General features: G+C 39.5%; 19 protein-coding genes, 3 pseudogenes and 2 riboswitches. Of the genes and pseudogenes, 6 read left to right on the top strand and 16 right to left on the bottom strand.

Going from position 1 to position 22,964, the window contains the following annotated elements:
* Window positions 1-242 precede the first annotated feature (242 nt).
* The 4 genes from BLW54_RS05460 to BLW54_RS05445 form a co-directional block, all read right to left on the bottom strand.
* Window positions 243-1,037 (bottom strand): mechanosensitive ion channel family protein, encoded by a 795-nt coding sequence (locus tag BLW54_RS05460; RefSeq protein ID WP_035509398.1) that lies wholly within the window; start codon window positions 1,035-1,037, stop codon window positions 243-245.
* A 366-nt stretch (window positions 1,038-1,403) separates the two neighbouring features.
* Complete coding sequence (locus BLW54_RS05455) at window positions 1,404-1,976, bottom strand: YkoP family protein (RefSeq protein ID WP_035509401.1); 573 nt, start codon at window positions 1,974-1,976, stop codon at window positions 1,404-1,406.
* A gap of 390 nt (window positions 1,977-2,366) precedes the next feature.
* Complete coding sequence (locus tag BLW54_RS05450; protein WP_035509403.1) at window positions 2,367-3,329, bottom strand: alpha/beta hydrolase; 963 nt, start codon at window positions 3,327-3,329, stop codon at window positions 2,367-2,369.
* A complete protein-coding gene (locus tag BLW54_RS05445; RefSeq protein ID WP_051744265.1) occupies window positions 3,329-3,964 on the bottom strand; it encodes a GNAT family N-acetyltransferase in 636 nt (211 codons plus the stop codon). The genes BLW54_RS05450 and BLW54_RS05445 overlap by 1 nt, the downstream gene beginning before the upstream one ends.
* 321 nt (window positions 3,965-4,285) lie before the next feature.
* On the opposite strand from BLW54_RS05445, the gene BLW54_RS05440 reads away from it, so the two are divergent.
* Complete coding sequence (locus tag BLW54_RS05440) at window positions 4,286-4,960, top strand: YetF domain-containing protein (protein ID WP_035509405.1); 675 nt, start codon at window positions 4,286-4,288, stop codon at window positions 4,958-4,960.
* 85 nt (window positions 4,961-5,045) lie between these two features.
* Window positions 5,046-5,771: a DUF421 domain-containing protein gene (locus BLW54_RS05435; RefSeq protein ID WP_035509406.1), complete on the top strand. Its 726-nt coding sequence runs from the start codon at window positions 5,046-5,048 to the stop codon at window positions 5,769-5,771.
* A gap of 408 nt (window positions 5,772-6,179) precedes the next feature.
* Here BLW54_RS05435 and BLW54_RS05430 read toward each other — a convergent pair whose 3' ends face one another.
* From BLW54_RS05430 to thiC, 7 genes are all read right to left on the bottom strand, one after another.
* Window positions 6,180-7,196, bottom strand: a complete 1,017-nt coding sequence (locus BLW54_RS05430) for a ThiF family adenylyltransferase (RefSeq protein ID WP_035509407.1) — start codon at window positions 7,194-7,196, stop codon at window positions 6,180-6,182.
* 2 nt (window positions 7,197-7,198) lie between these two features.
* Window positions 7,199-7,966, bottom strand: coding sequence for a thiazole synthase (locus BLW54_RS05425; RefSeq protein ID WP_139254110.1), 768 nt, complete (start codon window positions 7,964-7,966; stop codon window positions 7,199-7,201).
* Window positions 7,963-8,166, bottom strand: a complete 204-nt coding sequence (gene thiS / locus BLW54_RS05420; RefSeq protein ID WP_035509409.1) for a sulfur carrier protein ThiS — start codon at window positions 8,164-8,166, stop codon at window positions 7,963-7,965. Before thiS ends, BLW54_RS05425 begins: the two co-directional genes overlap by 4 nt.
* Window positions 8,150-9,283, bottom strand: coding sequence for a glycine oxidase ThiO (gene thiO, locus BLW54_RS05415; RefSeq protein ID WP_035509411.1), 1,134 nt, complete (start codon window positions 9,281-9,283; stop codon window positions 8,150-8,152). Before thiO ends, thiS begins: the two co-directional genes overlap by 17 nt.
* The gene (locus tag BLW54_RS05410; RefSeq protein WP_035509412.1) at window positions 9,276-9,878 is read right to left on the bottom strand and encodes a thiamine phosphate synthase; all 603 of its coding nucleotides are present in this window, start codon (window positions 9,876-9,878) and stop codon (window positions 9,276-9,278) included. Before BLW54_RS05410 ends, thiO begins: the two co-directional genes overlap by 8 nt.
* 99 nt (window positions 9,879-9,977) lie before the next feature.
* Window positions 9,978-10,088: riboswitch (TPP riboswitch) on the bottom strand.
* A 479-nt stretch (window positions 10,089-10,567) separates the two neighbouring features.
* Window positions 10,568-11,230, bottom strand: a complete 663-nt coding sequence (locus BLW54_RS05405; RefSeq protein ID WP_035509414.1) for an HAD family hydrolase — start codon at window positions 11,228-11,230, stop codon at window positions 10,568-10,570.
* Window positions 11,231-11,530: 300 nt separating this feature from the next.
* Entirely contained in the window at window positions 11,531-13,315 is a 1,785-nt protein-coding gene (gene thiC / locus BLW54_RS05395; RefSeq protein ID WP_035509415.1) for a phosphomethylpyrimidine synthase ThiC, read from the bottom strand.
* Between the two features lie 138 nt (window positions 13,316-13,453).
* A riboswitch (TPP riboswitch) is annotated at window positions 13,454-13,568 on the bottom strand.
* Between the two features lie 768 nt (window positions 13,569-14,336).
* Here thiC and BLW54_RS21130 point away from each other — a divergent pair.
* The 4 genes and pseudogenes from BLW54_RS21130 to BLW54_RS05380 all read left to right on the top strand — a co-directional run.
* Window positions 14,337-14,501: pseudogene (locus BLW54_RS21130) on the top strand (TetR/AcrR family transcriptional regulator); the annotation flags it as partial.
* An 18-nt stretch (window positions 14,502-14,519) separates the two neighbouring features.
* Window positions 14,520-14,945, top strand: a complete 426-nt coding sequence (locus BLW54_RS05390; protein ID WP_244153482.1) for a TetR/AcrR family transcriptional regulator — start codon at window positions 14,520-14,522, stop codon at window positions 14,943-14,945.
* A gap of 18 nt (window positions 14,946-14,963) precedes the next feature.
* Entirely contained in the window at window positions 14,964-15,881 is a 918-nt protein-coding gene (locus BLW54_RS05385) for an ABC transporter ATP-binding protein (RefSeq protein ID WP_035509419.1), read from the top strand.
* Entirely contained in the window at window positions 15,881-17,485 is a 1,605-nt protein-coding gene (locus BLW54_RS05380; protein ID WP_035509421.1) for an ABC transporter permease, read from the top strand. Before BLW54_RS05385 ends, BLW54_RS05380 begins: the two co-directional genes overlap by 1 nt.
* A gap of 520 nt (window positions 17,486-18,005) precedes the next feature.
* Here BLW54_RS05380 and BLW54_RS05375 read toward each other — a convergent pair.
* From BLW54_RS05375 to BLW54_RS05355, 5 genes and pseudogenes are all read right to left on the bottom strand, one after another.
* Window positions 18,006-18,420: pseudogene (locus BLW54_RS05375) on the bottom strand (GrpB family protein); the annotation flags it as partial.
* A gap of 325 nt (window positions 18,421-18,745) precedes the next feature.
* Window positions 18,746-19,222, bottom strand: a complete 477-nt coding sequence (locus BLW54_RS05370; RefSeq protein ID WP_035509423.1) for an SRPBCC family protein — start codon at window positions 19,220-19,222, stop codon at window positions 18,746-18,748.
* Window positions 19,223-19,463: 241 nt separating this feature from the next.
* The gene (locus BLW54_RS05365) at window positions 19,464-20,294 is read right to left on the bottom strand and encodes a glycerophosphodiester phosphodiesterase (RefSeq protein WP_035509426.1); all 831 of its coding nucleotides are present in this window, start codon (window positions 20,292-20,294) and stop codon (window positions 19,464-19,466) included.
* Window positions 20,295-20,616: 322 nt separating this feature from the next.
* Window positions 20,617-20,757, bottom strand: a pseudogene (locus BLW54_RS05360) (JAB domain-containing protein); the annotation flags it as partial.
* A gap of 233 nt (window positions 20,758-20,990) precedes the next feature.
* The gene (locus tag BLW54_RS05355; RefSeq protein WP_051744263.1) at window positions 20,991-22,421 is read right to left on the bottom strand and encodes a reverse transcriptase/maturase family protein; all 1,431 of its coding nucleotides are present in this window, start codon (window positions 22,419-22,421) and stop codon (window positions 20,991-20,993) included.
* Window positions 22,422-22,964 lie beyond the last annotated feature (543 nt).

Genomic DNA, 22,964 nt, shown 5'->3' with positions numbered 1-22,964 from the left:
CGGTTTATTAAACGGGATCATATCCCAATATCTTACTTCTTTTTTAAAGGCTCTAATCTTTTCTTCCCCTTTCCGGATCTCCATAAAAAGAATGAATCTCTATTAAATCATCAAGGTCATCCACGGAAGAATTGGGTTGTTATTTTTAATAAGGAAGTTTTAAGATAATCATCTAAATTCTCCGTAATAAAAAGGCTTTTTATAAAAATCCCATCGTAGCATTACGATGGGATCCGTTACTATTAGGATTGTGGACTTACATGAACATCCATTTGCGGGTATGGCATTGAAATTTCTTCCTCGTCGAACCTCTTCTTAACTTCTTCCAGAATGTCAAAATGGACGGTCCAGTAATCTTCAGCATTCACCCATACTCTTACCGTATAAACGACGGCACTGTCTCCGTGAGCGGAGAGACGTACAAATGGCTCTGGATCGTCAAGTGTTAAAGAGTGTTTGCGAACGATATCGTTTAATGTAGCAAGTACATGATTTGTATCTGCTTCATAGCCTGTGCCAAATTGAAAATCAACACGTCTTGTATCTTTAACAGAATAGTTTACAATTCCTGTATTTGATAAATTACCATTTGGGATATAAATCACCTTATTGTCTGGAGTAGTGAGTTCTGTGTAAAGAATTTGGATCGCGTTCACCGTCCCACTATACCCAGCACCTTCTATGTAATCACCTACTCTAAAAGGACGTAAAGTTAATAACAAGACACCCCCAGCGAAGTTAGCTAAAGAACCCTGAAATGCTAATCCGATAGCAAAACCTGCTGCAGCAATAATAGCCACAAACGAAGTAATATCTACACCTAAAATCCGTATGACAGACAAAACGAGTAAGATTTTTAGTATCGTACCACTCGCAGATACTAAAAAGGGTTTCAAAGTATGATCCATTTCAGAGCGTTGAATTCTTTTACCAATGAAGTTTGTAATCCCTTTAACAACAATAAGACCAACAATGAGTACAACAACGGCGAGCAAAACACTCTTAATAATCGGTAGTACCATATCAAACCATTCCATTTATTCCTTCCTCTCTTTCAAATAAAGTTCGTTCTTATAGGAACCTTTCATATTTTAACAGATAATTTTCCAGTTGATCGACCATCTATCAAAATGATAAAAAAGACTTACCCTTGTCTTATAGAAACCATAAAATGTTTAATACCAATTGTATTTTTCAATAAAATAGAAAAGTAATGAATCAATGATCCCAATATTCTAATTCGAATCAAAGATATCATTACATTTTTTGGAGTGGATGTAATGATAAACAACCTGAATTTTTTAACGGAAGTTTATTCCTGTTCCATCCCACTGCATTCATTGGTTTTTAAAATTGGTTATTTTACTCCTAAAAATAACAGTGACCTATTTCTATCCCAACCTCTATCCTATGGATGTTCCATATTTGTTCAACAAACGGTCTTTTGACATAAATAAGTATTTCGGTGAAGGTCTTTTTTTCCAAATCGCATAAGGCTTTGGTGTGGAAAGTAAATAGATCGGATAGTGAGCCAGTTGTTTAAACCATTTATACCATGGGCTTGAAATCGTATACGAATCAAAGCCTAATCGCTCGCAGCCTTTATTTAACACGCTTATTCCAATTATACCTTTAATATCTTTTACGTCTCGATGCTGCTCAAGATAACAGGCAAGATGTGGAAATGATTCTTTTACTTTTTTATAAAGAATCATCGCTTTTTTCAAATCGCTATCCATTTCCCGGAACTCATGTAATAAGCGAGCGTTGTGAAGATGTATTTTAAGCAAAACATCATTCTTCTTAATCACGGTGCCATCAGATAAAGTAACATCCCGTCCTTTATAACACGTAAGTCGCACTCGGAAAATAGAGGGGTGATTACGCTTGTTTCCAAGGTGTTGCAAACGAGTACAGGAAAAATAAATCGGGTCCACGATTTTCCACAAAGCTATAAAGTAAAGTCTTATTCTCATTCTAAATCCCCTTTTACATTACCAATTATTAAGAACAGATAGTTTCTCTTTTCATCCGTATGATTCTATTTTGGTTGATCTCCTCCAAAATATAATGGTAATTACAGGGAAACGATTTTCTTAGCCCCATGTTCTCAATGCCCTAATTGCAATGTCACTAATTGGGGAAGCGAATGGACTCCAGGGATATACCTATACCTCTCATTATGTATAAAAACAACCATTTTTACATAACTGAAAAAAGACTCCAGTAATGATGATATTCCCTATTCAGTTGCTCCATTAGAATAATGACCATACGTTATAACATGGATCATGGTTATGGTTTACCACAGGGATATGAATATTCTATTGAAGATCGTTTACCTTTGCTTAAAATGAAACCTTGTATCACAGATGCACCATATCCGCGTGTAAAGCTTCTTTTAATGCAAGCGCCATTTCTTGCATTGCTTCCTTCGAACGGCTGACGACTCCAAGCATACTGATGAAGCTGTGAACAAGATCTTCATAATGCAGGTGATCTACAACCACTCCGGCCCCCTTCAGTCGTTCGGCAAAAGAAAAGGCCTCTTCCCGGAGCGGGTCATATTCCGCCGTCACGAGCAGCGTCCGTGGAAGTCTGTCCACTTTTCGCAGGCGGAGCGGCGAAACGAACACTTCGTCCCCTTCCCCATAATCGTTCAAATAATGACCGAAGAACCATTCCATTTTTTCCTTCGTCAAGTTGTATCTGTAATCCGCCTTGTAGGAGAGAGTGTTGAGGTTATAATCAAGGACGGGAGTAATCAGGAATTGATGGGAGATTTCCACGTCTTCCTTATCTAAGAAATAGATCGCCGATGCTGCGGCAAGATTTCCCCCAGAGCTTTCTCCAGCTACCGCAAGGCGCTCCGGATCGATATTCCATTTCGCGAATTGGGAGGAAATCCAGGCAATCGAATCGATGGCGTCATAAAACGCCGCCGGGTATTTATATTCTGGCGCTAAACGGTAGCCAACCGAGACGACGACTGTGTGAGCGTAACGAGATAGATATCGGCAGACGTTGTCAGAGCTTTCGATATCTCCGAACACCCAGCCGCCCCCGTGAAAGTAAACGACCGCAGGATGTGTACCCTCCCCTTCAGGGGTATATAGGCGTACCGGCACCTCATTACCGGATCTCCCCCGAAAATAGGTATCCGTAACCGAAACCCCTTCGACAGGAAGCTCTTTGAAGTGCGTCCTCGCCTCCTGATAGAAATTCCGTGATTGTTCTGGAGTCAGATGATCTAACGGAGGATGCTCGAGTTCAATCATCTTTTCTTCGATATTTTTTAGTAATGCCAATACTTGTCGATCCACCCCCATCACACGTATCGCCCTTCTGGTGTAACCATTCTATTTACAACCTCTATCTCGACGTCCTGATCCTGGAGCGATCTTTCAAACAACCCTTTCTCCCCGACAATTAATGACGCTTCTTTGTTCGGCAGATGAATACGCCCCAAAATTGAACCTCCTACCTGTTTCAAAATCGGAATAATGACCCGGTTCCTTCTGTCCGGCTCACCAATGATTCTTTTCGCTCCATAACGATCAAATAAGAAGAAAATCATCGCCCGGATGAGGGACAGTCCATTTTCTTTATTTAATGTGGACCGGGGACCTATTAATAAATGCATACCTAAATCCCCTGGTTGATAATGATAATACTCTTTAATCGGATCTTTTTCTATGTTGTAGGCAATGAGGTAGCAAACAGTCTCCCCATTGTATGTACCTATATAACAATCCTTATGTTCCGCATTTACCGATCGGTGCACCCAACTCTCCAGTTCAGGCTTAGGCACATCGAGCTTCCAGAATGGCGCGATATGTTTTTGATGCATCCAAGAATAAAGCAGTTCCACATCCTTATTAGCATCCAGCGGTCGGAATGAAAACCGCCCTTCTTTTCCTTGCTCCGTCATCTTCAGTTCTGTATATGAAATCGGATCAGACATTTCTTTTCCCCCTAACCATTAATTGATAACAATTATCATTATCATTTACCTATGATTATAGAAAAGAAATCGCTGAAAGGCAACATAAACCTATAAGTTTATAACTAGATTATTTTCCAGAAGTAGATGAACCTTATCCCTCTGAAAACACTTGTTCTTTTATTTGAAACCTACTATTTCACTTTTGAATTATTCCGTCATCCTTACATAGGATGATAAATTCAGATTTTATTTATTATGAATGGTATTCATAGCTTAAGTCTTGGAAAAGATGATAGTGTACTATTTTTGAGTTATAAGTATTAGCTGGGAGGGAAAAAAGTGGAATTAACACAAATCTTTATTAAGTTGATTATTGGATTCTTCCTGTTATTTTTTCTAATAAGAATAGTAGGAAGAAAATTAATCGACCAATTTAATCCCTTTCACTTTATATCTGCCATTGTCTTGAGTGAATTATTAGGGAACGCGATTTATGAAAAAAGTATTCCTATTTTTTATATTTTTTTCACCACCATCATATGGGGAGGGTTACTATTTCTAGTAGAATATCTTGACCAAAAATTTCTTTTATTAAGGCAACGATTGGAAGGGCCGCCTTCTGTAGTTATTAGAAATGGACAGATTGACTTTGGACAGTTAAAAAAGTGTCGAATGAATATTAATCAGCTGCAAAGTTTACTTCGTCAAAGTGAAATTTTTTCCATTCGGGAAGTAGCCTTTGCATTGATTGAACCGAATGGGTCGATAAGTGTTTTAAAAAAATCACGCTATCAAAAAACAACCTTAGAAGATTTTAACATGCCTAATCAACCTGTTTATCTTCCCGTGGCACTAATTAGCGACGGAGAAGTAATCCAAGAAAACTTAAAGGAAATAAATAAAAATGATGATTGGCTCAAAAACCAGTTATTAGCCAATGGCGTTCATCAAGTCGAAGATGTTCTTTTCGCTGAATGGTTGGAAAATGATGGGGATATTGGTTATTCCTTATAAACCAGTTCCTTACCCAAATACCCCTAGCTAAGTATATTCAAAAACATTTTCATAAAATTATATAGTTCAGGAAGTGGTATGAGAAATGGTTGAATTTATGAAAGAGATACTTTTGGTTCTTGGGAGAATTCTTACTATTTTACCCTTGCTATTGTTTATAACCCTATTTATGGGAAAGCGAGCCATTGGGGAATTGCCTATATTTGACTTTTTAATTATCGTCACCTTAGGAGCTGTTGTTGGAGCAGATATTGCAGATCCTGGCATTAAACATCTCCCAACTGCTATTGCTATAGTAGGTATCGGTATTCTGCAACGGGTTGTGGCAAAATGGAAAATTTCAAATAGAACAATTGGGAGATTACTCACATTTGAACCAACGATTATTATCCAAAATGGAAAATTCCTTAACCATAATCTAAAAAAAATTCGTTATTCAATAGACAATATCCTTCAAATGCTTAGGGAAAAAGATGTTTTTGATATTAATGAAGTAGAAATAGCCATTATAGAAGCAAATGGGGAGATAAGCGTATTAAAAAAAGCACAGAAAAACTCCGTTACATTAGAAGACATGAAAATTTCAAAAACAACATCTGCGATTTCTTACCCTGTTATTGTAGAAGGTGAAATTTATTCAAGTGTTCTACATCACTTTAATCTTAACGAAGATTGGATAAAACAACAATTATCACAGCGGGACATCATCGATATAAAGCATGTTTTTTTTGCTTCAATCAATCATAACCTTGAGTTACAATTCTCTTTGAAAGATGAAAGCGATTTAACTCTTCCACCAATAAAACACTGACTTGTTTAAAATGTCTATTTCTTAAACCATTTGATGTGGAGGGTCCCTTTTAAAATTGGCCTATCCACACACATCGTTTTATAAGCCGGTTACAGTCCCCTGGACTATCAAAACCCTTTATTTAAACCAACCATTAGAACTCCGGGTTGATTTCACAACAAAAGGCGAATGTTAGTAAAGAGGAAATTTAAGGCCATTTCTGGATCACAAGGGAAAATCCATGTCAGCGAAATAAAAATACTCGCTCCTGGTTAAAAAGGAGCGAGCAAAAGCATAGGAAAAATCCTCTGACTCTCGAATTATTCCCCTACGCTCGTATGTTCTAGATCAGGTCAATCAGGGGCAAACCTCTTCCGCTTTACTGGTCCAAAGTCAGCTGCACCCGTGCAGGTTTTCAGATAGTCATTCCTAAGCTTTAATATAGCGTTGATATAGCTCTTTAGCCTCTTTCACGTCGTCCGTTCCATGGATCAGTGTCCGTCCATCCTTGAAGACCACAAACCTTTTCTCTTCGATCTGAAACGAAAGGATTTCTCCGCTCTCTTTTACCTTTGAAGTAATAGTTTCTAAGTCTTTGGTCAACAATGGGAAGGAAAGATTTATAGAATGTGCAGGTCTGATGTGCACGGTATTCCTCCCACACAAACGATCTGACTTCAAACCTTTTTCTTTGTTCAAGTAAGGATAAACAGCCTCCTTGGAGCAGGAGGGACAAGCTGTATCGATGAGCTTACTTACATTAATCGAAGAATAGTTTCGCCCCCATACATCAAAAGAAACCATTTCAGGTGACATCGGATGTCCAGTTAGAAACTTCAAGCATTCCGCCGTTTGATAGGCAGCCGTCGTTTGTACAGCAGGCCCGATAATTCCAACCGTATCGCACGTCCCGCCTTGATCTGGAATATAATCTATTAAACATTGGAGACACGGTGTCTCCCCTGGAATAATCGAAAGAACCAGCCCGTAGCTTTGCAGACACCCCCCATACACCCAAGGCACCCTTCGTTTAGATGTAGCATCATTGATGACCAAACGAGTACGAAAGTTATCGGTACCATCGATGAGGATGTCGACACCTTCCAGTAGATCTTCGGCATTTTCCGCATTAAATTCTTGTATCATTCCACGAACCCTTATACTAGAATTAATGGATTTCAATTTTTGTTCAGCTGCTTTAGCCTTCGTCCGCATGGAAGCAGCATCCTCCTCGGTATAAAGCTGCTGTCTTCCAAGGTTGCTCCATTCAATATAATCCCTGTCAATAATCGTGATATTCCCTACTCCAGCTCTCGCCAGCATCTCCGCATTGGCGCTGCCTAATGCACCCGCTCCAACAATAAAGGCGTGTTTATCCATTAATGCTGCCTGCCCCTCTTTCCCTATTGGAGCAAATCGTTCTTGACGAGAATAGCGTTCCGACATCGTTAGATCATCCCACTCTCTGGACTGCTTTTAGTCCCGAAGTTTTTCCTCGGGATGCGTCCGGCTTCATATCCTAACCGACCGGCCTCGACGGCTAACCTCATTGCTTTTGCCATCTTTACTGGGTCTTCAGCAGCTGAGACTGCTGTATTTAATAAGACACCGTCTGCCCCGATTTCCATTGCATAGGCAGCATCTTTTGGAGCTCCTACCCCCGCATCAACAATAACTGGAATTTTAGCTTGCTCAACAATGAATTGTAGGTTCAAAGGATTTACAATTCCTTGTCCTGAACCAATTGGAGAAGCTCCAGGCATTATGGCATGAACGCCATGTTCCTCTAAACGCTTCGCCAAGACAACATCATCTGAAGTATAAGCAAGGACGGTAAACCCTTCTTCCAACAGTTGAACAGATGCTTTCATCGTTTCAAAAGGATCAGGAAGAAGTGTTTTTTCACATCCGATTACTTCCACTTTGATCATGTCACATAAGCCGGACGCCCTTGCTAATCGTGCCATCCGCACAGCTTCTTCCGCAGTCTTAGCTCCAGCTGTATTTGGAAGCAAGGAATACTTATTCAAATCTAGTGCTTCCAATAAATTCGGTTCTTCAGGATCGAAGATATTCATTCTCCGTACCGTAAAAGTAAGAATCTCCGTATCCGATGCTTGGACCGCTTCTTTTTGGATTTCAAAAGTCGGATACTTCCCCGTCCCCAGCATTAATCGTGATTGAAAAGTCTTACCACCTATTTTCAACATCATTATCCTCCTCCTACAAAATGAATAATTTCTAATGTATCTCCATGTGATAATTTCGTATTTTCATAATCTGCCTTATGAATGATTTCTTTATTGCGTTCAACGACTGCGATTTTATTTCGAATGCGATAACTCTCAAGAAGATCAGCGATAGTCGTTTCCTTATCAGATAAATCAACACTTCGGCCATTAATTTGAATGTTCATAAGAATGCTCTCCTTTCCTAACTAAGCGATTAGGTGATAATAGCCCTGTTATCGAAGAATCTACCTTTTTATCGAGGATAAGATCTTTCATCAACTCTCCCGTAGCTGGGGCAAGAAGAACCCCGTTGCGATAATGTCCCGTTGCAAAATAAAGCCCAGCCATGGTTGGATGTTCTCCAATAATCGGAAAGCCATCCTTCGTACCGGGCCTTATGCCTGCCCCGCAGTCTTGAAGAGGTTCGCTTTGGAGAGTGGGAAAGACAGAAAAAACATGGTTCAGTAATTCCGACAATCCACCTGCCGTTGGAAAATGACCCCTATCATATGGCTTTGTTGTAGCCCCAATCACACATCGACCATCTGGCTTAGGAACAATATAGAAATCACGAAAGAATAATGTCTCGTCCCAAATATTTTTCTTTGGTTTGATCGAAATGTACTCCCCTTTCGTCGGTACCATAGGATCCACCAGCCCGGTGGCTTCAAACCATGGGCCGCTCTCTGCACCAGCAGCAACGACAACACGGTCAACTAAAAGTGTCTCGTTACCTAATTGAATCGAATAACCTTGCTCATTTTTCTCGATCCCCCATACCGAGTGGTCTTCTATCAATTTCCCTCCAAAATGGAGAGCGGCTCGTTTAAATGCTTCACAAACATGAGTGGGCTCAACATGCCCGTCCTTCTCCATATGCAGCCCCACAGCCCCACTTCCATTTAAAGATGGAATCTTTTCGCTTAATTTTTCACCCTCTAACCACTCCAGTTCAGGAAAGAACGCTTTCTTGTCTCGTAACTTGTTCTTCTCTTCTTCACATAAAGCCACCTCGATCATCCCTGTCCGAGAAAGTCCGATGTTTATGGAAGTCAAACGGAATAACTCCTGGCTTAATGATTGATAGAGCTCTCTGCTTCTCTCACAAAACTTGTAAAAAACATTCGCTTGGGCATTTTCCGAATGGACACCGAGCATTCCAGCTGCTGCTCTTGTTGCTTTTCTTCCGCTCTCTTGTTTATCGATGACCATAGCTGAAACACCGCTTTTATTTAAGTAATAGGATATGGAATGACCAATAATCCCACCACCTATGATTAAGACGTTTTGTCTTTCACTCACTATGTCCCATCTCCCTTCTCAGTTTTTTTACTGCAGCTATAGGTGATTCCGCATCGAATATTCCTGACATGACGGCGATGGCACTTACGCTAGTCGATCGTATGTTATGTATATTTTCTTCCGTGATCCCCCCAATAGCCACAACTGGAATCGTTAATGCGTCCGTTACTTCCGCTAATTTTTGTATCCCTTGCGGTGGTGATCCTTTTTTACTGAGCGTTGAAAAAATATGGCCGAACATGATATAGTCCGCTCCCTGTTCTTCTGCCTGTTTGGCAAATTCCAAGGAATGCACGGAAACACCAACATTTAACCATGGAAAGGAACCCTTCACCTCCCTAACCGGAAGACCTTTCTCTGGTAAATGGAGGTTGTGAATGCCTGTCATACAAGCTAGATCTGACCGGTCATGAATCCAAAGTTTTCGACGATCCACCCCTCGCTCTATTAATTGCTTTACTAATGACAAGTAAGCTTTCGGAACGAGTTGTTTTTCTCGCAAAATAATAGCATCAACTTCTGGAGAGATTTCGATGATCACCTCCACCAGTTGCTTTTCACACATTTCCCCATTTGTTACAGCTATAAGTTTCATAAAAAGCACAACCTTTAAAATGAATAAAAAAATGCCACTCTCCTCAAATGGAAAGTGGCATGGATCTACGAGTTAACTATTGAAAATACACCTATATTGCTATAAGTCCTGTCACTTTCCTCCGCTGGTATTAAGCCAGTTCAGGTTCAAAGAGTCTCAAAGTAATACTTTGATCTCAGCCATTTCATAATGGCACCCCTAGTGTACACCCTATTCAGTTTGCATTTGTCTATACTTTACACGACTTATTCGATTTAGTCCACATCCCTTTCAAATTTTTCACAAAAAAGCTCTTATTTATCTTTCAGCATAGTGACATTCACTTCAATAAGAAAAATGGAGAAGCTCCGCCTGGAACCTTTTATCTCGCCCTCGAGATACGGACGGGTTTGCCCTGCACCATTTTTTATGGATGAAGATTTGATACATGGTGACCTCAAACGCTCTTTAATTATTTAAAGCATGTTTACACTAGAGAAGTAATGTATTACAATTTTTAATGACCATCCTTCTCACATTTCTAACCAATTTAGTGAGAACATGTAGAAAATGACCATATTTGGTTAAGGACTCCACCTATTGTGGAGTCCTCCAAATAGTCCACCTTTTTTTTAGAACTCCACATGAACATTACTCAAAATATTCGTCCCCATACTTGAAGATCAATATCAAGATAGCCTACTAAAAATTTATCGGTTGATTATTTTTAGTATTTCTTCTAAATCATCAATGGTATAGTCTGCTCCTATTGCTCCTTCACTCCATTGATAATCCCTTTTCCAAATGCCTACCATTCCAACATTTTGTGCGGCTTTCACATCATTCTCTGGATGATCTCCTATAAATACACAATTTTCCGGATCCACCTTAAGCCTCTCTGCTGCCCTTCTAAATATTGTTGGATCAGGCTTTTTAACCCCTTCCCACTCTGATATAAGAATAGTATCTGCGTATTTGTCTATCTTCAAAGCTTTAATGTTATTCATTTGAAATTGTCCTTTTCCATTGGTAATTATCCCAATCAGAAAGTTATTTTTTTTCAATTCTTCAAGTATCTCCAAGAGCTTAGGGAATGGTATACAATTTTCTTTGAAGTTATTTAAATAATCGTGTAGTAGCTCATCCCCCGTCATCCTCTGAATATCAAATTCGTCTACTAACTGTCTATACACCTTGTACTTCCAAACATATCCTCGATGATCTAGTTCAATAAACCTTTGTATGTATGTCTCTCTCGGTAGATGTTTAAGTGTCTCATACAATCGCTCATACTGTTCAGCTATAAAACTCTTTACCGATTCATCCCGGTTCAATAAAGTTCCATCTAAATCAAAAATAAATGCTTTAATCATATCACTTCCCCCTAAAGTGCCATTCTTAAATGCCATCATAACAAGCGTGATTCTAAAAAGACCTTTGCTTTTATGAAAAAACCGGCTCGCTAACGGAGCCAGTTTTTCAATTAGTAATACAGTGCTTCTGATTTGTTACATCTTACGCATTTCTTGTAATTTTTATATGCTTTATATTGATGTTGACAACTTTCCTGGAGCTCTTTTAGTTCATTCTTCAAAAAAGTAAGGTGATGGTTTGTTTGATTGATTTCCTCCTGAATGTTTTGAACGGTCTTCTTGTGTTCTCTTTCATATAAGCTATTGATAGATATTCCCTCCAGATTTTATAAACTCTAAGGCTTTTTTCTTCATCCCTTTTTCTATTTCCTCTTTCGTAAATAATTCATTATCTTGGGCATAGTTACGGATATCTTGAGAAATTCTCATACTACAGAATTTAGGACCGCACATGGAACAGAAGTGAGCTGTTTTTGCTCCCTCTGCAGGCAGAGTCTCATCGTGATATTCCAAGGCTCTTTCAGGGTCTAAAGATAAATTAAACTGATCTCTCCAACGGAATTCAAAACGTGCTTTTGATAAAGCATCATCCCGATTCTGGGCACCTGGGTGTCCTTTCGCCAAATCTGCTGCATGGGCTGCGATTTTATACGTAATGACTCCTTCGCGGACATCATCCCTGTTCGGTAAACCTAAATGTTCCTTTGGTGTAACATAACAAAGCATCGCTGTCCCATACCAGCCAATCATTGCTGCCCCAATCGCCGAAGTAATGTGATCATAACCAGGGGCCACATCAGTGGTTAGCGGTCCAAGCGTGTAGAATGGTGCTTCCTTACACAACTCTACTTGCTTATCCATGTTTTCTTTTATCAAATGCATAGGTACATGGCCTGGTCCTTCAACCATCACTTGAACATCATGTTCCCATGCTATTTTTGTTAGTTCTCCAAGGGTTTCCAATTCAGCAAACTGAGCCTCATCATTGGCATCAGCTATGGAACCAGGGCGTAACCCATCTCCAAGAGAGATAGAAATGTCATAGGTCTTCATAATCTCGCAAATCTCTTCAAAATGAGTATAAAGAAAGCTTTCTTGGTGGTGATACAAACACCATTGTGCCATAATGGATCCGCCTCGAGATACAATGCCAGTTAAACGCTCGGCGGTCAGAGGTACATATCGCAATAGGACTCCGGCATGGATTGTGAAATAATCCACTCCCTGCTCAGCCTGTTCAATCAGCGTATCGCGGTAGACCTCCCATGTAAGATCCTCGGCTATCCCATTGACTTTCTCTAATGCTTGATAGATCGGAACTGTGCCTACCGGAACAGAGGAATTTCGTATAATCCACTCCCTTGTTGTGTGAATGTCTTTGCCCGTTGACAAGTCCATGATATTATCTGCGCCCCACCGGGTGGCCCATGTCATTTTTTCTACTTCCTGCTCAATAGAAGAAGAAACCGCTGAATTCCCAATATTCGCATTAATTTTCACGTGAAAGTGACGTCCGATGATCATCGGCTCTGTTTCTGGGTGATTAATATTACAAGGGATAATAGCACGACCTTTGGCCACCTCATCTCGAACAAATTCCGGTTCCATATGTTCTCTTATGGCTATAAATTCCATTTCGGGGGTAATGATTCCCTGTTTAGCATAATGAAGCTGGGTTACATTCCCCCCCTTTTTCGCTCGTAATGGTTTACGATTTAAGTCAGGGAACACTTTATTGTTCGCACGAGAATCCTCTTCCCTTTTATATCCATTATCTTCAGGCTTGATTTTTCGCTTTTCATATTTTTCTACATCCCCTCGCTCTTGAATCCATACGTTTCTCAAAGGAGGAAGCCCTTTGGTAATATCAATAGCACAATCAGGGTCTGTATATGGACCACTTGTGTCATACACTCGTAATGGAGGGTTTTCCTCATCACCGAATGTACCAGAGGTTGGACTCAAGCTGATCTCACGCATGGGAACTTTAATGTCCGTCCTTGAACCTTGTACATATACTTTTTGACTTCCCGAAAAACTGGACATGATAGAAATGTGTTCTTTGTTTAATGAAGGTTGTGACATGTTACATCTCTCCTTTTTTTGAGTTAAGGACAAGACAAATCATGCCAAGCGGAATTGGTTATAGAAGCACATAAAAAGCCGGGTCCATTGAATTATGGTTGGACCCGGCTTATATGTATACAGAAGGATTGTTAATATTGGTGATTATTCTAACTTCCCTACGCTGGCATGATCCAGATCAGGTCCGAAGAGTCAGGAAACTTCAAAGCGTTTCCTTCTCAGCCCAGCTCATTGGGCTCCCCTAGTTATGACTATTCAATTTGACTCCAGTATATATGAAAAACAAAAAAGAGCCAATACCTAATTTTGAGAATTTTTTCTTTTCCAAAAAATATATTTTCGTTCATCCCCTTTAAACTAGAAGACTTGAAGGAGATATACTTTAGAGTATTTTTTATTTTAGATCCCGTTTATTGAGATTCATTTATTCGTCTTCTAAATTAAATCATCCCCCTATTTTATTGACTCAAAATCGAGGTATCTTCACTAACTCCCTCCTTATTGTAAAGCATTCTTACTTACTTTCTTTCCAATAGCTGAATAGCCCCAAAATCTCATTTAAGAATGCGCCCATATCCAAATCCTTGATCGAAGATTCTCCTTTTGCCCCCCTAACCTTTTCATTTTCTAATCCACTTGAAAATCTTAAACGAAAACTCAATTTCCATGAATTTGAACACCCTATAATTCAACGTTTTTAACACCGATACTAGTGCTTCCCCCCTTTAGAGGTTCTTAATGATTTTAATGTAATTTGCATAATTATAGTGAAAGGTTTTCAATGCTTGTAAGATAAGAAAAGAAAATTAACCAGCGAAGCATATAGTCATTCCTAAAGTGTTTTAACACTCTCGTTTCCCCCCTTTTCCGAACGATTACGGATAGTGTAAAAACTCATCATAATCACTACAAAAATGAATTTGACCAAAATGGTCATAAGGTTTATACTCAAGTGGTAAAAGATGACCAAATTGGTCATCTGAAAGTATTCATGCTACTTTGAGGAGAGGAGGGAGTAAAGATTTATTCTAAATTTTATAGTCTGCACCAGGAAAAACAGGAAGATATTATAAACGCAGCGTTAAAAGAATTCGTCCGTACTGGTTTCGAAAGAGCGTCTACCAATGAAATCGTAATCACAGCAAACATTTCTAAGGGTTCTTTGTTTAATTACTTTAAAAGCAAAAAGGGATTGTATTTGTTTTTGCTTGATCATGCAGCTGCGATCCTTGAAGAGATGTATAAAGAAATAAATCTTGAAGAAACAGACATTTTCAAAAGAATTGGAGATATTGGGATCCTGAAATTGGAAACCCAGCAAACATACCCTCAAGTATTTGATTTTCTTAAATCTTTAGGAAATGAAGAGTCTCTGGAAGTGAAATCAGAAATTGAACAAAAAAAGGATAGGATGTTTGGAAGCGGCCTGGAAAAAGTATATGAAAATATCGATTTCTCCAAATTCCGCTCGGACATTGACGTAGAAAAAGCAATGGATGTCATCAATTGGACCATGATTGGTTTTGCAGAAAGAGAAGTAGATAAATTGGATTCGTTTGAGGATGTGGGGATCGAACAGATCCAAGAATGGGAGAGATACTCAGAACTGTTGAAGAAGTGTTTTTACTAGGTAAAAGGGGGAAGGGTTATGAGTTTATTAAAAGTGGAGAACCTGACTAAACGATTTGGTAAATTCACAGCGTTAAATGGGGTAGAGTTTGAAGTGCGCAAAGGTGAAGTGTTCGGGTTTATTGGTCCCAATGGCGCTGGAAAATCCACCACCATCCGTGTACTGCTTGGGATTCTGAAAGCCACAAGCGGGGAAGCAAAAATTTTCGGGAAAGATGTCTGGGAAGATGCTGTAGAAATCCACAAACGTATTGCGTACGTCCCTGGCGATGCGAATTTATGGCCAAATTTAACAGGTGGAGAAGTGATTGACCTGTTTATGAAATTGCGCGGGAAAAATAACCAGAACAGACGTGAAGAACTGATCCGGAAATTCGATTTCGATCCCACGAAAAAATGCCGCACCTATTCAAAAGGAAACCGACAGAAGGTTGCGTTGATTGCGGCTTTTTCCTCTGATGCCGATCTTTATATTTTAGACGAACCAACCTCCGGGTTAGATCCATTGATGGAACAAGTATTCCAAGAATGTGTGATAGAAGTTAAAAACCAGGGAAAAAGTGTTTTGCTCTCCAGCCATATCTTATCAGAAGTAGAAAAGTTGTGTGACAGAGTGGGCATTATCCGCCAGGGCAAGATTATCGAAAAAGGTTCACTTGATGAACTCCGCCACTTAACACGGACCCAACTTCTTGTGGAAACAAAAAAACCGATCCTTTCATTAAGTGATGTAAAAGGGGTCCATGAAATTGTGGAAACAAAACAAGGGGTAACTTTTCAAGTGGATACAGAAGAACTAGGTAATGCCATACGGTATATCAGTGAATTCGGAGTTGTAAAGCTTGAAAGTGCGCCACCAACATTGGAAGATTTATTCATGCGCCATTATGAAATGACAAAGGAAGGGACCAATGCAGGTACAGGAGGTGCTGACTGATGGCACAGCATTCACTAGCCAAGATGGGCACACTTACCCGATTCATTCTTCGAATTGATCGTATGAGAATTATTTTGTGGCTGATCGGTCTTACCTTCTTCACTCTCGTGGTGCCAAATGCCTTTAATGGGCTTTATGAATCACAGCAGGAGAGGGACGGGATGGCGGATACGATGAAGAATCCTGCCATGACCGCTATGGTCGGACCGGGAGATTTGGAAAACTACACGGTTGGTGCAATGACCACCCACCAAATGTTGCTAATGACAGCACTAGTTGCTGGATTGATGAGCATATTGCTTATGACCCTTCATACACGATTGGATGAAGAAGACGGACGTGTAGAAATGATACGGTCCTTGCCTGCGGGACGTCTTTCGTATTTAAATGCTTCGATCCTCATGCTAATCGGTATATGTCTAACATTGTCGTTGGTGACCGGAATAGGGTTATATATTTTGGGTATAGATAGCATGAATCTGGAAGGTTCCTTGCTTTATGGGGCCGGACTGGGCGGAACCGGGCTGGTGTTTGCAGGGGTAACCGCGATTTTTGCTCAATTATCCGAAAGCTCTCGCGGTACGATTGGATTGTCTGTCGCTATCCTGCTTTTTACCTATCTCTTCAGGGCGGTGACGGATATAAGCAATGAAGCCCTTTCCTGGTTGTCTCCTCTGGGTTGGGTAACCAAGACGGAGGCGTATTCCGCAAATAACTGGAGCCCTGTTTTATTAATGATCGGTATTTCTCTGCTTTTGTTTATATTTGCGAACTATTTGCATTCGATCCGTGACTTAGAAAGAGGATTCCTTCCTTCCAAACCAGGAAAAAAGCATGCCTCCCGATTCCTGCTTAGTCCGCTTGGCCTTGCCTTTCGTCTTCAACGAACTGGGATGTTCTGCTGGGCATTGGGAATTTTTGTGGTGGGTGCTTCCTATGGATCAGTTTTGGGTGATATGGAATCTTTTTTTGAAGGTAATGAAATGATGCAACAAATGTTGCAGCCTACAGCTGACGTGTCGTTGACGGAGCAGTTTATCCCCATGTTAATTATAATCATAGCGATTATATCTGCCGTTCCCACGATCATGGCGATGACCAAACTTCGTGGCGAAGAGAATAAGGACCGGATTGAGCATTTATTAGGAAGAGCGGTCTCCCGCCCCCGCCTATTAGGGGGCTATCTCTTGTTATCACTCATTGTCGGCTTTGTCATGCTGTCCCTTAGTGCTCTTGGCCTGTGGGGCGCCAGCGCCACTGTAATGGAAGATGGATTTGAGTTATGGACCATTTATGAAGCAGTGTTGGCGTACTACCCGGCTCTATTCACCATGATCGGCCTTACTGTATTTTTGATTGGTTTATTTCCAAAACTTACAGCGATGATTTGGGTGTATCTGGTTTATTCATTTTTTGTTCTTTATTTAGGGGGATTGATGCAATTTCCGGAATGGATAGGGAATCTTTCTCCCTTCGGTCATATTCCGCAAGCCCCTTTAGAAGACATAACCTTTTTGCCTCTTTTCTTACTAAATGCAGTGTCCGTGGTTCTTATCATCCTAGGATTTATTGGCTTCCGAAAGCGCGATTTGGAAAGCCAATAATTAAAGCGATCGTCTAAATCATCGCCAGCACTACCAGAGAGTAGGCTGGGAAATAGTCATTGTTGAAAAATCAGTGGTTAATACTGTATCCTTTTATTCCTCATCTAGCTGCCAAGGATATCCTTGGCAGCTAAGATGGAGAGGGTAATTAAAGGTCCGAAGCGTTTTGCCACTGTGTTTTATTTAAAGAGTTACTTCATGATGATAAATGCATTTGATTATTGTTGCGCTTTCCTAGTATAAAAAACATTATTCATAACGACTTTCAATTCCGAGGATGGGACTTCCCTCTCGGTTACACCTCCACCACACCAAACGTGGAACCATCTCATTCAATCCTCATTAGACTGGAAGCCAGTAATAGAACCCCCCCCCCATAAAACTGAAGGAAATTGCACTGAATAAATTAATTTATTTACTACTCAGGAGAATTCTCTTTAAACCAGTTCAATGCTTCCCCTTCTATCTCTTTAACCAGTTTTTCCTTACCATTTATGTATGACTCAACATCATAGGGATACTGCTTCGCTAGCTTTTCTTTTAGTTCCCCGTATTTCTTCTTTTCAACAGTGTGTTTTCTTAGATAATCACGAAAAGCCAAGTGTCTTGTTATATCAGAACTGATAAAAATGTACATGATGAGACCGTTTGTCACCACCTTTTTGGAAATACCTTCGTTCAGGTATTCCATTTTCACCTTTGGGTTCATATCCAATGTCCCGCATCGCCTGGTTGTACTTGTCAACAAGTTCTATGTCTCTAACTACAGGCATGATGTCTATTATTGGCTTGGCTTTTAGACCTTGAATGGATGTACTTCCAATATGATGGATATCTACAATTTCAGATCCGAAAATGAATGTAAGTTTTTCAACTTCTTCTGCAAACTTTAAAGACCACTTTTGATTGTGTGAGTGTACTTCGACTTTTCTCATAGGACCACACCTTTCTGAAAAAAGACTGCTCGTCAGCTTAAAAGGTTATATAAAAAGCCTTCCAAGTTCAACAGGAACACAGAAGGTTTCTATTTTTTATTCAAGTATTGTTCCATTCATTTCTTTAAAAGCAAAAAGAAGAGGGTATAAAAATAGATACTCGCATCCAGACCACTAAATTAAGAGAGTTTAAATAACCCACTGTCTTAGTACGTACCATAAATTAATTATATACTCTAATATGAGGCTCCCCTTCTTTATGCAACCTCTTTTGAAAGTATGATTTTTTAGTATTTCTTAACCATAGCTATACAAAAATTATGAACTAATTCAGATCAAATACTTCCCTATATAATTCTCTTAACTCAGCTGAATTATCTTCCCATTCAACGGGTTGCCCATTAACGATCTGCTCAAATGCATCAAGACATCTATGCCAACCTGCAGCAACATACATCACCACTTCCTTATCGTCAAAAGTGTGGGTGAAGATCATTTGACATCCTTCTTCCTCCTCTAGGAATGAGATTTTTATTAAATCATCAACCTCACGGAATTCAAATGTATGAGGCTCTATTAATCCAGTTATAATACCCTCATATGTCGACCCTTCACCGTCATCAAAGGCAATCTTACCTCCTAACCTGAGGTCCATCTTCCCTGTTGCAAAAGGGTACCATTGAGAGAAATAGCTAGGATTCGTAAGAACACGGAAAACATCCTCGGATTTATAGGAGAAGAAGCGTTTATATCTTAAAGTATAACGGCCATTTGTCTCATGTAGTGTTCCATATTTATTCATTGTTCAATGTCCTCCTTCTTTTACATCCGTTGAACCTTTTTATTCATCATTCATCCTTATTACTGATTACAATTATTTCAAATGAATGAATTAATATCAATCACTTAAGCAAACTTGTTATCCTTTTATGCGTATAAGAGAAAAGGGTTGCTGTAGCAACCCTTTTTTTCTTTTACAACCATAAATCAAAACAAAAAAAGGAGTAGCAACTACTCCTTTTTTTAACTCTCTTCCAATAATTTTAGTTTCTAGGATCTACATAATCCGGATAATCAGAAATAATCGCGTCAACTTCCATTTCGAATAGAAGGTCTGCTGCTTCTTGACTACGTACCGTCCATGATCCAATTTGCATATCAAGAGAATGAACTTGGTTAACCAATTCTTTTGAAACGTTTCCATAATTCGGGTTAAACCAATCCGCATAAGTAGAAAATTCCTGTAAAGCCTCCGTTGTTGTATCCGTATGGTTGGAAGTCAATACACCGATTGGAACTTCCGGAAGAAGCTTGTTCATTTTTTTCATAGATTTGAAGTTAAATGATTGAATAATAATTTTTTCGTTTTGTGGCTTATCGAGATTTCGTTTTTTTAAAGCTTCTGCCACTTGTTCTTCAATACCAGGGTAAAGTTGTGGGGCCTTTAATTCTATTAAAATTCCAACTTTTCCATAGTAACGGTCAAGAATCTCTTCAAACGTGGGGATTGGTTCTCCTGCGAATTTTTCGTCTTTCCAACTACCGGCATCAAGGCTTTTAAGCTGTTTCAATGTTAAATCCCCTACCTTGCCTGTTCCATCAGTAGTACGATCCACTGTTGTATCATGGATCACTACTAATTCCCCATCCTTACTTTTTTGAACATCGATCTCAATATAGTCTGCTTTCATATCGACGGCAAGATCAAAACCAGCGATTGTATTTTCAGGTGCATAACCTGCTGCACCACGGTGTGCTACATTATCCACCTGTTTTCTTTCGCCTCCTGTTAGATCATCAGCAAACACCTGACTAAAAGGACTAATCAACACCGAAAAAGCTATCCCTACACCTAATACTAATTTTTTGCTCATTTTCTCCATCTCCTATCTACAATATGTATTCACATTAAGTATAGAAAAGAAATGTTAACTAAGTATGTAGATTTTTGTAAATGAATGAAAATTGCATTAATAACATACAATCTTCTCTCTTGCTTTTTCAACTCTACTACCCAATTCATCAAAAAATGGCACTTACCTTTCTTCAGATAAGTGCCACTGTGTGGAAGACTCCAAATTAGTATTTCTATATGAAATCCTTAGGTTATCGTTGTGTCTAGTAAGTTGCTGATTTCCCAACAATAAAAAATAGTGAGATTTATAACCCCCTCATTTTCATAGAAAAAGGAGGGTCTTACAGATATCCTTTTTCTTTAAGGCTGATAAATCGACGATCTCCGATGACCAGATGGTCTAGTAATTCAATGCCGATCATTTTCCCACATTCCTTTAATCTGCGTGTGACTTGAATATCTTCCTGGGATGGGGTCGGATCGTAGGGTAGAGAACAGGCGCCTTTCCTTGTAACCAAAGTAGGTTTCATGTCTCCCCCTCAGAACCGTACGTACACCTTTCAGCGTATACGGCTCGCCAGTTGACTAATCGGAATCTGCCTTCTCATGGTAGGTACGATCACTGAACACACTGGATCATTGTCTTTCTATTCCACCGATAGAACTAACTATCTTTTTTGAAAATTCATTTTACCTGACCTAGACCCGGGTTGCTTTAGCCGTTAGGTAAATCCTTTAATTTCAAAAAATGATGGAGTTTTTCATTCCCGCTTTTATCTTTGGTGACTATACTCAAAACTCCTTGTTTGGGTACCCTCATATTTGAAGCAACCTTCATTGAGGTGCTTTTACGCTTGTGGGCAATCGTTTTAAGAAAACTACTCTCTGCTAAATGAAACACCCGTTCTAAATGATGGTAATTACTCGCTAGCTTATAGTAGTTTGCCATTTTACGTAGTTCAGCATTATAAGTGGACAGAATTTCTGATTCAGTATGGTTCACGAGATTGGCTCGATGCATAATTTTAAAATTATCCAGATGGCCATATCCATTCAATCTCACAAATTCCCTCATTTTCTTTTTGGGAATTCTCAATAGAATAGCTTCTAAGTGAGTTCTCTGTTTCATCGAGTGGCTATTCAATGAAACCCTTCTGCTTTTCTCCTCTTGCCTGCAACATTCGTACCCTAAAAAAGGGATTGGATTTTGCAGGTGGGTAATGTGTATCTTCTCCTCATTTAATTCAAGATGGAGTTTTTGATTTAGAAACCTCTTCACCATTTTCTTTATCTTTAATGCATTGTCTTTGGAACCAGCTAATCCGATTAAAAATTCATCTTCAAAACGAACATAATTCATTCTTGAATCAGAATTAGTTTTAGAGGGACAACTTAGAGGGACATTCAGGTTAAGCTTAAGAGGAACTATTGTTTCTATGAATCCTCCTTTCATGTGCTGTTCCATGAATAAATCAAATTCATGAAGGTAGATATTAGCTAATAAAGATGAAAATTCACCCTTCTTTGATTTGTCACTATAGGTGTGATGATAAGCCCGCTCCTCTAACACACCACTAGACAGAGCATTATGCATAAGTAAAAGAAAACGGTGGTCATCGATCTTCTTTGATAGGAGGTTTAATAATTCAGAAGGGTTGAAATGGACGGGGGATGTATTTAGATCTCCTTTTATACACCATGTGAAGCCTCTCCACGTATTCTTGATTTGAGATAGTGCCGTGTGACAGTTTTTCTGTTCTCTCCATCCATGGGAATGATTCGAAAAAACAGGTTCATATATACTCTCCAAAACCATTCTCATTACTTCCTGTACGATTTTATCTTTAAAGTCGGTGTTCTCTAAAAGGTTTGCTTTTCCATTTGCTTTTGAAACCCTTCTTATAGGATCAAAGCGAAACACCCCACCCTTAAGTTGTTCAATCCATTCATTCATTTTTTGCAAACGAAAATTATTTTTTATTTTTTCATTTTTATTGGTCGGGTTTCGTCCATTCGGATATAACTGTGCATGGGCTTCCATCCATAATTCCTTTTTATACATAAGTCGATAGCAATCTGTTATCGTTTTACCATTTTGAGAAGCGTTCCTTATAACGTCCAATTGTTGAAATGGATTTGTTGCCATATTCATGACTCCTTTCTCATTGGCGTCAGCATCAACCTGTCTCCCTTCCCCCTGCTCCACTCATTACAAGCAAACGTTGGGTACTATGGAGACTCCGTTACCATAAGCAATATCTATAGATTTCGGCATTATAGCTATAGCTATTGATTTTAGGTAATCCCTGCATTATGACATAATTTTAGTTACGTGATGTTTAGGTATCCCTTTCGACGGTTTCCTCAACTTGAGGAGTGAAGAACAAACCCTACTATGGGCAGGGATCAGGAGATTCCCAACAGACACTAATAATGAAGTGTCTCCCATTTTGCTCTCATTGCCTATTAGCTATCGTAGACTATGGCGCACCTATCGCTCATTCGTCTAGGATTCAAGCAGTATAGCTTTTACCATGCATCACTTGGTCTGAAGAACGGACTCGACATTAGATAGCGTTGTCGTCTCTTCTCCTTTTCTCATCATGCTTTTTTCCCTATATGGGTTTCCCCTCAAGGTAAGATGGTGACCATAGAACAGTGTAAGGAGTTCTAGATTATAATCACTAAA

Source organism: Halobacillus karajensis, assembly GCF_900108515.1.
GTDB classification, from domain to species: Bacteria; Bacillota; Bacilli; order Bacillales; family Halobacillaceae; genus Halobacillus; species Halobacillus karajensis.
The sequence above is the reverse complement of the archived record's forward strand: the minus strand, read 5'-3'. Positions and strand labels throughout refer to the sequence as shown.